10 protein-coding genes, 4 tRNA genes and 1 riboswitch are annotated in these 11,887 nt (G+C 58.6%); of the genes, 5 read left to right on the top strand and 9 right to left on the bottom strand.

Translation table 11 applies throughout. From position 1 onward, the window contains the following. Window positions 1-190: 190 nt before the first annotated feature. Together M5C71_RS32675 and M5C71_RS32670 are read right to left on the bottom strand one after the other, a co-directional pair. Window positions 191-1,732 (bottom strand): class I SAM-dependent methyltransferase, encoded by a 1,542-nt coding sequence (locus M5C71_RS32675; protein WP_248769625.1) that lies wholly within the window; start codon window positions 1,730-1,732, stop codon window positions 191-193. A 119-nt stretch (window positions 1,733-1,851) separates the two neighbouring features. Then, window positions 1,852-1,928, bottom strand: a tRNA-Arg gene (locus tag M5C71_RS32670). Between the two features lie 356 nt (window positions 1,929-2,284). On the opposite strand from M5C71_RS32670, the gene M5C71_RS32665 reads away from it, so the two are divergent. The 3 genes from M5C71_RS32665 (at window position 2,285) to M5C71_RS32655 (ending at window position 3,398) form a co-directional block, all read left to right on the top strand. Beyond that, window positions 2,285-2,506 carry a hypothetical protein gene (locus M5C71_RS32665; protein ID WP_103497679.1) on the top strand — a complete coding sequence of 74 codons (222 nt, stop codon included), beginning with the start codon at window positions 2,285-2,287 and terminating at the stop codon, window positions 2,504-2,506. 23 nt (window positions 2,507-2,529) lie between these two features. Then, window positions 2,530-2,721 carry a PA3371 family protein gene (locus M5C71_RS32660; RefSeq protein WP_103497680.1) on the top strand — a complete coding sequence of 64 codons (192 nt, stop codon included), beginning with the start codon at window positions 2,530-2,532 and terminating at the stop codon, window positions 2,719-2,721. Window positions 2,722-3,074: 353 nt separating this feature from the next. After that, window positions 3,075-3,398 (top strand): Arc family DNA-binding protein, encoded by a 324-nt coding sequence (locus M5C71_RS32655; RefSeq protein ID WP_103497682.1) that lies wholly within the window; start codon window positions 3,075-3,077, stop codon window positions 3,396-3,398. Between the two features lie 68 nt (window positions 3,399-3,466). On the opposite strand, the gene mgtE is transcribed toward M5C71_RS32655, so the two are convergent. Next, on the bottom strand, window positions 3,467-4,909 hold the full coding sequence (mgtE, locus tag M5C71_RS32650; RefSeq protein WP_103497683.1) for a magnesium transporter: 1,443 nt from the start codon (window positions 4,907-4,909) through the stop codon (window positions 3,467-3,469). Between the two features lie 322 nt (window positions 4,910-5,231). Between mgtE and M5C71_RS32645 the strand changes: the two genes are divergently transcribed. Beyond that, window positions 5,232-5,711, top strand: coding sequence for a cell envelope protein SmpA (locus M5C71_RS32645; RefSeq protein WP_103497684.1), 480 nt, complete (start codon window positions 5,232-5,234; stop codon window positions 5,709-5,711). Window positions 5,712-5,776: 65 nt separating this feature from the next. On the opposite strand, the gene M5C71_RS32640 is transcribed toward M5C71_RS32645, so the two are convergent. The 6 genes from M5C71_RS32640 to alaS all read right to left on the bottom strand — a co-directional run bounded on the left by M5C71_RS32640 (window position 5,777) and on the right by alaS (window position 10,600). After that, a tRNA-Arg gene (locus M5C71_RS32640) sits at window positions 5,777-5,853 on the bottom strand. A gap of 71 nt (window positions 5,854-5,924) precedes the next feature. Further along, a tRNA-Arg gene (locus M5C71_RS32635) sits at window positions 5,925-6,001 on the bottom strand. A 108-nt stretch (window positions 6,002-6,109) separates the two neighbouring features. Continuing rightward, a tRNA-Ser gene (locus M5C71_RS32630) sits at window positions 6,110-6,200 on the bottom strand. Window positions 6,201-6,262: 62 nt separating this feature from the next. Continuing rightward, the gene (gene csrA, locus M5C71_RS32625; RefSeq protein WP_002554426.1) at window positions 6,263-6,451 is read right to left on the bottom strand and encodes a carbon storage regulator CsrA; all 189 of its coding nucleotides are present in this window, start codon (window positions 6,449-6,451) and stop codon (window positions 6,263-6,265) included. Window positions 6,452-6,637: 186 nt separating this feature from the next. Further along, window positions 6,638-7,879, bottom strand: coding sequence for an aspartate kinase (locus tag M5C71_RS32620; RefSeq protein ID WP_103496536.1), 1,242 nt, complete (start codon window positions 7,877-7,879; stop codon window positions 6,638-6,640). A 96-nt stretch (window positions 7,880-7,975) separates the two neighbouring features. Beyond that, complete coding sequence (gene alaS / locus M5C71_RS32615; RefSeq protein WP_103496537.1) at window positions 7,976-10,600, bottom strand: alanine--tRNA ligase; 2,625 nt, start codon at window positions 10,598-10,600, stop codon at window positions 7,976-7,978. 354 nt (window positions 10,601-10,954) lie between these two features. After that, window positions 10,955-11,124: riboswitch (FMN riboswitch) on the top strand. A gap of 128 nt (window positions 11,125-11,252) precedes the next feature. Between alaS and M5C71_RS32610 the strand changes: the two genes are divergently transcribed. Continuing rightward, complete coding sequence (locus M5C71_RS32610; RefSeq protein ID WP_103496538.1) at window positions 11,253-11,744, top strand: 6,7-dimethyl-8-ribityllumazine synthase; 492 nt, start codon at window positions 11,253-11,255, stop codon at window positions 11,742-11,744. Window positions 11,745-11,887 lie beyond the last annotated feature (143 nt).

Raw genomic sequence — 11,887 nt, 5'->3', positions numbered from 1 at the left:
GTGGAATTTCCCGTCAACGCTTATTTTCACTTTTCTGTCACAAGCGTCAAAAAGGCCCGGAAATGCAGAAGGCCGACCCCAAGGGATCGGCCTTCTTCTATATAGAGCAATAGCGGTAATCAGACCCTATTCCCGCTTCAGGCTGCCCCCTCCCGCCTGATACCTAGCCACAACGCGGATCTATCGACGATCAAACGATTTTCAACGCCTTGTGAATGACCAACGATTTCTCTTCAAATGCTTCAGCCTGCGTCAACAACTCGGCCATATTTTCTTCGGCCGTGCTCAGGGCCTTACCGTCCTTGACGATACCCTCACCTTGTTCGCTGATGATGCCCCACGCCAGTTGTGCCCATTCAGCCGGGTGCTTTTTACCTTGCTTGATCGATATCAGGAACAATTGCTGGAAGCGACTGACCGGCACACCACCTCCGGTCACCGGACTGGCCAAGGTCTGGATCTGGTTGTTGAACAACGAACGCTTACACAAATGCAGGTTGAGGGCACTGCAACGCGCCAGCACCAACTTCTCAGCCGCTTCGCTCTGGCAGGGCGCCGCTACGCCCATACCGACCAGCACATTAATAGCCTGTTCCAGGTCGCCATAAGCCAGTGGCGTAGCCGCCAACAACTGCCGCAAGGTTTTCGGCACATAGGCCTTGGCCGCCAAGGCTTCAAGTACCGGGGCGTATATCTCGGCTTGCAGCGAGGCTTCCCCTGCCGGACCGCTGACAACGCCCGGTACGCTTTCTGCCGCCTGCAGCAAGACAAAACGGGTATTGAGCATGCTCTCGCGCTGTTCCGCAGCGGACAGCCTGCTGGCGCCGCGCAGGTACAGATCTCGACGGAAATGCTGATTGACGAAATAGTCACGCGCCTGCTCACGCATGATCGGGTGCTCGATCCCCTCCAGAAACGCCATACCTTCGACGCTCAGGTTGAGCGGGTCTACCGAATCCAGCGGCGCGGCCGTCGTGACATAGTCGAGCTTGGCGGCAGAGAGAGCATCCACCACGTCAGTGAAGTACATGCAGTTCCAGTCGCGATTGAAATACTCATGGGCAACGTATTGGCGATTCTGCCCCTTGATACTCTGCAGTTTGGCGCCGATGTTCGGGGCCGCGTTGGCGTATTGAGGATTCGCCGCCAGTAGCGCCTCGGAAAATTGCAGCGCTGCATCGATACGTTCGGTCGGGCGCATGGAAGCGTGGGAGGCAAAGCGGTCGTGCAGGCTGAACAACTGACGCAGCGGCGCGGAAGGTGACCAGCCGGGAAAGCAGTTGTAGCTGATATATAGCAAGCCACCGGGCTTGAGATATCGACGAGCGAATTCGACAATCAGTTTTTGGTTATCTCGACTGACCCAGGTCCAGATGCCATGCAAGCTGATGCTGTCAAATTGTGGCAAATCATCACGGGCCAGCAATTGTTCGAAGCTGTCGTCATGGAGTTGGGCATTGCTGCCGCAGCTGGCTGCCAACGCGTTGGCATGAGCCGCCTGGGCGGGGTGGAAGTCCGTACCGACGTAGCTGCCCGGGTTGGCCGCCGCGTGGATATTGACCGAAACACCTTGGCCAAAACCCAACTCGCAGTGAGAGGCGCTCGCGCTCTCCAGACTTGCAAAACCACGCAACAACAAGCAGTAGCGCTGGAATACTGGATTGATTTCCCGGCTATACCCGTAGGTGTAACCTTCGTCCGTGAAATAGCCTTCACTCCAAGCTTCACTCATGGCTCGCATCCTTCCATCCATTGTCGAGAGTAAAAAGACTCCTCTTATAAGGGGCGTCATTGCGCACCACAAGCGGAAAATCTCCCATGAGGTGTTGTGACAGGACGTTTGGAATTAGATGGTGTCCCAGGGCCGGTTCGAACGGCCAACCTTCCCCTTAGGAGGGGGATGCTCTATCCAATTGAGCTACTGGGACAACGCTCGGCCACCAGGACAGGCGGCGCGAAGGACGGCGTGCATGTTAACGGGCATGCCGTCGTTTGTCATGTCGTCCCTGGGCTTTTTAACCGTAGGCCACCTTCCGCGGGTGCAGCCCGACCCGTGTTGAGAAACCGCTAGCGCCCTGGGGTAACGACTGTCAGACACCTCATCGGGCATTTTGCATTATTACAAAACGCCATCATTGCAAAGTGCATGCTCCACACGTCCAAAACAAAATTCAAGCTATTGTTTTAAAAGCGTTTTTTCTGATAAAAAGCTTGGCACGCAGCCTGCTCTGACTCTCTCCACGGAAAACCGCCTGATTCAGCATCAGTCATGGAGAGCCTTTCGATGAATACGCCCATTCTTTTGACATTGAATGCCTTGGCATTGATCGCACTGACCGCTTTCCACTTTCAACCGGCGCCAGAGTCCCTGCCCTACACCCATGCAGACCCGCGACAAGCCGCACAACGGGCAGTCATGAGCGATCACCTGACCCACAGCAGCGCCCTGGGCGAACAACGCCAGGCAACCGTCGCCACCGGCGAAACGGTCCGGCTGACGTTCTGAGCCCACTCCACCAAGGAATTCCCATGTCCAGATACGCCATCACCTTCCTGATCCTGACCCTGCTCGCCAGCACCTCCCTGTGGATGGCACCCGCCGACGCCTTCACCCTACCGTTGGTCGTCGCCAGCTGTCTGTTTGGCGGCTTTTTCGTCCTGGCCTTGTTCGCTGGTCGGAAAATCCGCTTCGATCCGGTCTTGCGCACCTCCGAAGACTAGAAAACCAGCAAATTGCCACTACGCTTTAACATTAGAAGCAAAAGGTCAGGCCAGCGGTTAAAATCCGCGCCGTGCTGGCCAGACGCTTCCTGACAGGCCCGGGATGGCCGATCAGAGGGCCGCGACTGGGTGAAACTTTCAAACCAGTACGCATTTCTGATAATTGGTGCTGGCATATTGCCTTTGTCCAGTTCAATATTTGTCACAGAATTGACGCCAAGGATCTGGCAAATATGAGGCATGATGCGGGCCTCATTTCAATTCAGGTTGAACATTTGGCCAAGCATGCTGTCCTACTGACATCCTGCGGCCAATTCCGAGAACCGCTCCCCTGAACTAACCGGTTTAAAACTATGCGCCCATTGAAACAGGCAATTTATTCCAGCCGTACGGCTGACAAGTTCGTCGTGCGTCTGCCCGATGGAATGCGTGAACGCATCGCCGAGGTGGCTCGTAACCATCACCGCAGCATGAATTCCGAGATCATTGCACGCCTGGAGCAAAGCCTTATTCAGGAAGGTGCACTGGGCGACGAGTTGAGCATGCGGCTGGACAGCCCTGAGCTCTCTCTGCATGAGCGAGAATTGCTCCAGCGTTTCCGCCAGCTTTCCCATCGCCAGCAGAATGCACTCGTGTCGCTGATCGCCCATGACGCCGAAATGGCGGACGCCAGCTGATTCATCCCTGAAAGCTCAAGCCAGCGGTGTGCTGGCTTTTTTTTGCCCGGGATTTGGCGGGGAACCGCCTAGAGCAAGAAGATGGTCGCCAGCCCCAGGAAGATGAAGAAACCGCCACTGTCGGTCATGGCGGTGATCATCACGCTCGCCCCCATCGCCGGGTCGCGCCCCAGGCGCGCCAGGGTCATGGGGATCAGCACCCCCATCAAGGCTGCCAGCAGGAGGTTGAGGGTCATGGCCGCAGTCATCACCACACCCAGCGACCAACTGCCGTACAGCAGGTAGGCGACTACGCCGATCACCCCACCCCACACCAGGCCGTTGATCAACCCCACCGCCAGCTCCTTGCGCATCAGCCGCGAGGTATTGCCGGTGCTGACCTGGTCGAGCGCCATGGCCCGTACGATCATGGTGATGGTCTGGTTGCCCGAGTTGCCGCCGATGCCCGCAACGATCGGCATCAGCGCAGCCAGGGCCACCAGCTTCTCGATGGAGCCCTCGAACAGCCCGATCACCCGCGAAGCGACAAAGGCCGTGATCAGGTTGATTGCCAGCCACGCCCAACGGTTGCGCAGGGATTTCCAGACCGAGGCAAAGATATCCTCTTCTTCGCGCAGACCGGCCATGTTGAGGACTTCACTTTCGCTTTCCTCACGGATCAGGTCGACCATTTCGTCGATGGTCAGACGGCCGATCAGCTTGCCGTTCTTGTCCACCACGGGCGCGGAAATCAGGTCATAACGTTCGAAGGCCTGGGCCGCATCGTAGGCGTCCTCATCCGGATGAAAGCTCACCGGGTCGCCGGCCATGACATCGGCGACCTGCTTCTCGGGATCGTTGACCAGCAGCCGCTTGATCGGCAGCACGCCCTTGAGTACGCCGTCGTAATCGACCACGAACAGTTTGTCGGTATGCCCCGGCAGCTCCTTGAGCCGACGCAGGTAGCGCAATACCACCTCCAGGCTGACATCTTCGCGGATGGTGACCATCTCGAAGTCCATCAGCGCGCCGACCTGTTCCTCGTCATAGGACAACGCGGAGCGAACACGCTCACGCTGCTGGCCATCGAGGGTTTCCATCAGTTCGTGGACAACGTCTCGCGGCAGCTCGGGAGCCAGGTCAGCGAGTTCGTCGGCGTCCATTTCCTTGGCGGCGGCCAGGAGCTCCTGGTCGTCCATGTCGGCGATCAGGGTTTCACGGACGGAGTCGGACACTTCAAGCAGGATATCGCCGTCGCGCTCGGCCTTGACCAACTGCCAGACGGTCAGGCGATCGTCCAGGGGCAAGGCTTCGAGAATATAGGCGACGTCGGCGGAATGCAGGTCATCGAGCTTGCGTTGCAGCTCGACGAGGTTCTGCCGGTGAACCAGGTTTTCCACCCGGTCGCGATGAGGGCCGTCCTGACGATGCGTCAGGTCTTCGACCACCCGCTGACGCTGCAGCAGGTCGATGACCTGGGCAAGACGGTTCTGCAGGCTGTCCTGGCTTTTCTTTACTTCAACTTCGGTCATAGGCGAACTCCACTCCCAGCAGCGGGGCACGCCGGAAGGATCAATCAGTCAATTCGTGATTGGCACAACGAGAGATTAAGTAACTACTGGGTAAGTCCATGGAAATATTCCAAAAACCCCGGCGGGGCTGACGGGCGCAATCATACACCGTCCCCACGCCCTCAAGACCAAAAATCTTGGCAAGAACAAGCGCTTGCGATACCCAGCCGAGCGCTTTAGCGCCAGCCTTTCCCCTACGACGACTCATCCTGAAAAGAAAACACACGCCCCAGGCGAAAGCCCACGGCTAGGCTGAGTGAATGATCGTCAAGGAGGACGTCCGATGCTGCCCAGAAGCCATCTATCGCTATTGCTCGCACTCTGCCTGCCCTTCCCGGCCGACGCCACCATCGTCCATCGCTGCGAAAGCGACAGCGGCCATATCACCTTTACTACGCTGGGATGTGCATCAAACGAAACGCTGCAACCCCAGCGAGCACACAACCCCTCGCTCGGAAGCCGGGCGACATCGGCCCCTCGCGCGAAGACGCCAACCTCGGCCGCCCCACCCAGCCCTCAGCCCCTGGTCGTAGTCGGCGAGCACGATGACGGCTGCGCCAATCGATTAAGTCCACAGGAAAAACGCCGGGCAATCATCAACCAGCAGGTTCGCCCTGGCATGAGTCGACTGGAAGTGGAAAGCGCCCTGGGCAGGCCGGATCGGATCAGCACAAGCAACACCGCAACGCGTTATCACTACAACCTGAAACGGGGCCGCAGCAGTCTGGTGGTGCTGGATGAGAAAGGATGTGTCAAAGGCTAGCCGACGTCACATACTCAAACGCCAGACAGCAAAAAGCCCGCAACCAGTGCGGGCTTCTTGGTGTATGGTGCACTCGACAGGATTCGAACCTGTGACCGCTCGGTTCGTAGCCGAGTACTCTATCCAGCTGAGCTACGAGTGCAGGTGTGTTTTTAGACCAGATCACAACTGGTTGAAGCCACGTTATTTGTATCACTACCAACAACGCTTAAATGGTGCACTCGACAGGATTCGAACCTGTGACCGCTCGGTTCGTAGCCGAGTACTCTATCCAGCTGAGCTACGAGTGCATTTGATGCCGCGCATTATAGGCCGTGAAATCTTTTTGTAAAGCGCTTTTTTCTAGTAATTTCAACAACTTACCGAAGAAGCCAGATCTACACGTACTACACAAATAATGGCGGAGAAGGGGGGATTCGAACCCCCGACACCCTTTTGAGGTGTACTCCCTTAGCAGGGGAGCGCCTTCGGCCACTCGGCCACCTCTCCGCAACACGGGGCGTATAATAACCAACCTTTTCCCCGTTTGCAAAGCAAAAAATCAAATAAAATTAATGGCTTGGTTCTTCGTCCTTCTCTTTCTTGATCCGCAGGTAGATTTCCTCACGGTGTACGGCCACTTCCTTGGGGGCATTGACCCCAATTCGTACTTGATTTCCTTTGACGCCAAGCACGGTCACAGTGATTTCACCGTCACCGATGATCAGGCTCTCTGCGCACCGACGAGTCAGAATCAGCATACCTTTCTCCTACACGCACTTCAGTTCAGGGACAACAGTCTGCAAAAAGGGCTTCGGCTTACAGGCTATATAGCCATCGCCCTACACCCCTGAGTATTGACCAGCGCAGGCAAAAGAACAGCACCCACCCACGCCCATCAAGAAAAACAAAGGGCGCGGTTCAACCGCGCCCTTGGGGACTAGGCGTTACTCGCCCTGTCGGGCCGGGGCATCGAGCTCGAAAGCCGTGTGCAGCGCCCGTACCGCCAACTCCAGGTACTTCTCTCCGATCACCACGGAGACCTTGATCTCCGAGGTCGAGATCATCTGGATATTGATGCTTTCCTTGGCCAGGGCCTCGAACATCCGGCTGGCCACGCCAGCGTGGGAGCGCATGCCGACACCGACGATCGACACCTTGGCGATCTTGGTGTCGCCGATCACTTCACGGGCACCGATCTCACGCGCGGTGTTTTCCAGGACGGTTTGCGCGGCCTGGTAGTCATTGCGGTGCACGGTGAAGGTGAAGTCGGTGGTGTTATCGTGCGCAACGTTCTGCACGATCATGTCGACTTCGATGTTCGCGGCACTGATCGGGCCGAGAATCTTGAAGGCCACGCCGGGGGTGTCTGGCACGCCACGGATGGTCAGCTTGGCTTCATCGCGGTTGAAGGCGATGCCGGAAATGATCGGCTGTTCCATGGATTCCTCTTCATCAATAGTAATGAGGGTACCCGGACCCTCTTTGAAGCTGTGCAGGACGCGCAGCGGAACGTTGTACTTGCCGGCGAACTCGACCGCACGGATCTGCAACACCTTGGAACCGAGGCTGGCCATTTCCAGCATCTCTTCGAAGGTGATCTTGTCCAGGCGCTGGGCCTGGGCGACGACGCGCGGATCGGTGGTGTAGACGCCATCGACGTCGGTGTAGATCTGGCATTCGTCAGCCTTCAAGGCCGCCGCCAGGGCCACGCCGGTGGTGTCGGAACCGCCACGCCCGAGGGTGGTGATATTGCCGTGCTCGTCGACGCCCTGGAAACCAGCGACCACTACCACGCGACCGGCCTTCAGATCGCCACGAATCTTCTGATCGTCGATCTGCAGGATGCGCGCCTTATTGTGCGCGCTGTCGGTCAGGATTCGCACCTGGTTGCCGGTGTACGAGACCGCCGGCACACCACGCTTGATCAGTGCCATGGCCAGCAAGGCGATGGTCACCTGCTCGCCGGTGGAAACGATCACATCCAGTTCACGGGGAACCGGTTGCTGATCGCCACTGATCTGCTTGGCCAGTTCGATCAGGCGGTTGGTCTCGCCGCTCATCGCGGACAGTACAACCACCAGGTCATCGCCGGCTTCACGGAACTTCTTAACCTTGTCGGCTACCTGCTCGATTCTCTCGACGGAGCCGACCGAGGTACCTCCGAATTTCTGTACGATCAAAGCCATTTCTAAGCCGCCTCAGCCCGTAAAGGGGCGCCCATTAATCATTCAACTTCACAGCTGCGGTGCCTGCCACTAGACAACAGGCACCCGTCGCGGCCTTTAAACGCCCTGTTCGACAAACGGCACGGTCAGGGCCAGTGCGGCATCCAGTTGCGCAGCGTCGATACCGCCGCCTTGCGCCATGTCCGGACGACCGCCGCCCTTCCCGCCCACTGCCGCAGCGGCTTGTTTCATCAGATCACCGGCTTTGAGTTGGCCAGTCAGGTCCTTGGTCACGCCTGCGACCAGAACGACCTTTTCCTCATGGACACTGCCGAGCAGGATCACTGCGCGACCGAGTTTGTTTTTCAGTTGATCGACCAGCGCCAGCAGCGCCTTGCCATCCTGCCCGTCCAGACGCACGGCCAGGACCTTGACGCCCTTGACGTCCAGGGCCGCAGCCGACAGGTCGTCGCCCGCCGCGCTGGCGGCCTTGGCCTGCAATTGCTCCAGCTGCTTTTCCAGCAGGCGGTTGCGTTCCAGCACCGCCGACAGCTTGTCGATCAGGTTGTCGCGACTGCCCTTGATCAGGTTCGCGGCTTCCTTGAGTTGCTCTTCCGCGGCGTTCAGGTAGGCCAGTGCCGCAGCCCCCGTGACCGCTTCGATACGCCGTACGCCCGAGGCGACGCCGCCTTCGCTGGTAATTTTCAGCAGGCCGATATCGCCGGTGCGGTTGGCGTGGATACCGCCGCACAGCTCAACGGAGAAGTCGCCGCCCATGCTCAGTACCCGAACGCTGTCACCGTACTTCTCGCCGAACAGCGCCATGGCGCCTTTTTTCTTGGCGGTGTCGATATCGGTTTCTTCGGTTTCCACCGCCGAGTTCTTGCGGATCTCGGCGTTGACGATGTCTTCCAGGGCCTTGAGCTGCTCAGGCTTGATGGCTTCGAAGTGGCTGAAGTCGAAGCGCAGGCGCTGACTGTCGACCAACGATCCCTTCTGCTGGACGTGCTCGCCCAACACCTGGCGCAACGCGGCGTGCAGCAGGTGCGTGGCCGAGTGGTTCAGGGAAGTGGCGTGACGCACATCAGCGGCCACCTGGGTTTCAACCTGGGCACCGACCAGCAAACTGCCTTGCGCCAGGACACCGTGGTGCAGGAACGCGCCGCCGGTCTTGGTGGTGTCGCGTACATCAAAGCGACCGGCAGCCGCCTTGAGATAACCGCAATCACCTATCTGGCCGCCCGACTCGGCATAGAATGGCGTCTGGTCCAGGACGACAACGCCCTCTTCGCCTTCATTCAAGACGTCGACCGACTGCCCTTCTTTATAGAGCGCCACGACTTTCGCCGAACCGCTGGTAGCGCTGTAGCCGGTGAACTCGGTGGCGACGTCGACCTTGACCAGGCTGTTGTAGTCCATGCCGAAGGAACTGGCCGAACGGGCACGCACGCGCTGGGCTTCCATCTCACGCTCGAAACCGACCTCGTCGAGGGTCAGGTTGCGTTCGCGGGCGATGTCACCGGTCAGGTCCATCGGGAAACCGTAGGTGTCGTAGAGCTTGAACACCACGTCACCCGGGACGACCGCTCCCTTGAGTTCGGCCAGGTCCTGCTCGAGGATCTTCAGGCCTTGCTCCAGGGTCTTGGCGAACTGCTCTTCTTCAGCCTTGAGCACACGCTCGATATGCGCCTGCTGGGATTTCAGCTCAGGGAAGGCTTCGCCCATCTCGGCGACCAGGGCCGCAACGATCTGGTAGAAGAAGCTGCCCTTGGCACCCAGCTTGTTGCCGTGACGGCAAGCGCGACGAATGATCCGACGCAGCACGTAGCCACGACCTTCGTTGGACGGCAGCACACCGTCGGCAATCAGGAAGCCGCAGGAGCGAATATGGTCGGCGACGACTTTCAGGGATGCCTGGTTGTCGTTGGTGCAGCCGATGGCCCGGGCCGAAGCGCTCAGCAGGCTCTGGAACAGGTCGATTTCATAGTTGGAATGAACGTGCTGCAACACCGCACTGATCCGCTCCAGGCCCATGCCGGTATCCACCGACGGCGCTGGTAGCGGATGCAACACGCCATCGGCGGTGCGGTTGAACTGCATGAACACGTTGTTCCAGATTTCGATGTAGCGGTCGCCGTCTTCTTCCGGCGAGCCGGGTGGGCCGCCCCAGATATCGGCGCCGTGATCGTAGAAAATCTCGGTGCAAGGGCCGCACGGGCCGGTATCGCCCATGGTCCAGAAGTTGTCGGAGGCGTAAGGGGCGCCCTTGTTGTCACCGATACGGACCATACGCTCGGCCGGCACGCCGACTTCCTTGGTCCAGATATCGTAGGCTTCGTCGTCGGTCGCGTAGACCGTGACCCAGAGCTTTTCCTTCGGCAGGTTCAGCCACTTGTCGGAAGTCAGGAAGGTCCAGGCGAAGGTGATCGCATCACGCTTGAAATAGTCGCCAAAGCTGAAGTTGCCGAGCATTTCAAAAAAGGTGTGGTGACGGGCGGTGTAACCGACGTTTTCCAGGTCGTTGTGCTTGCCGCCGGCGCGCACGCATTTCTGACTGCTGACCGCGCGGGTATAGGCGCGCTTTTCCTGACCCAGGAAGCAGTCTTTGAACTGGTTCATCCCCGCGTTGGTGAACAGCAGGGTCGGGTCGTTGCCCGGAATCAAAGAGCTGGAGGCTACACGGGTGTGGCCTTGCTGTTCGAAGAAGCGAAGGAAGGCTTCACGGATTTCTGCGCTTTTCATAGGTTCTTCCACGGAGTCTGCGGCCAAACGCAAGTGCATCACATCCAAAAGGGTTTGCGACTTGCAAAGGGCCGCATTATATCGGCCCTGCGCCTTGGGTACAGCGTGTTTATACGATAGAAACCGTCAATTGGACGGCCTGCTGCCTCATTCACGGCCAAATTCGGCCAATACCGCAACAACTTGTTCAACTTGCGTACATCCGGCGTCCCTGTACCCCGGGTCGTTTCAGCCTGTTCGACGACAGGCCGGGCCGGCGTTTACTGAAGAATTTCGATAGTCATTATCGAAACGACGACATGCACCCCCTGAAAATATATGTTAAAAACTCAGCGCCGCCAGAAAGTCTGGCGGCAACGTTCTCAGGGCGGGGTGCAACTCCCCACCGGCGGTAATGGCGCGCAATGCGTCTAGCCCGCGAGCGCTTGACGATTTCCACGGCCTTGGCCGTCGGTCGACAAGGTCAGCAGACCCGGTGTGATCCCGGGGCCGACGGTCATAGTCCGGATGAAGAGAGAACGGGATTGACACCCAGGGGCCGTCCGCTGAATCCGTAGAGGCCTGCGAGCATCCCACGGCGACGCTGAACGTACCCTTGAATCCCATTCGATTCATATCGCCCTGTTTTTCACACAAACAGGAGTCAGAACAGATGCAACCCACCACCATTCATCACAACCAACGTATCGCCTTTATCCAGGCCTGCTGGCACAAAGACATTGTCGACCAGGCACGCCACGGCTTTGTCTCGGAAATCGCCAAGCTGGGTTATCAGGAAAGCGATATCGATTTCTTTGAAGTCGGCGGCGCCTTCGAAATCCCCCTGCATGCCAAGCTGCTGGCCAAATCCGGGCGTTATGCCGGCGTGGTCGCCGCGGGCCTGGTGGTCGACGGCGGGATCTATCGCCACGACTTCGTCGCCACCGCGGTGATCGACGGCCTGATGCAGGTCCAGCTGGACACCGAAGTGCCGGTGTTTTCGGTGGTCTTGACCCCGCACCACTTCCACGCCGGTGAAGAACACCAGAAGTTCTTCTTCGATCACTTCGTGCACAAGGGCCAGGAAGCGGCGAAAACCTGCGCCGACACCCTGCACAAACTGCGTGCGCTGCCGCGCCCGGCAGCGCAGAAACTGGCGGTCTGACTGCCCCGCACCTGCCGGCCCGGGCCGGCAGGTCATTGCCAACGCATAACTATCTACGCTCTCCCCGCTTCGTCTTTGCAGTTAAGTGAACTCGACATTTCGCCCTACCAGGGCTTTCGAGAACCACCGCCTGCGGAGACACC

Source organism: Pseudomonas sp. MWU12-2345, assembly GCF_023242385.1.
Taxonomy (GTDB): Bacteria; Pseudomonadota; Gammaproteobacteria; order Pseudomonadales; family Pseudomonadaceae; genus Aquipseudomonas; species Aquipseudomonas gingeri_D.
Note: the sequence above shows the minus strand (reverse complement) of the source record. Positions and strands in the feature narration are given on the sequence as shown.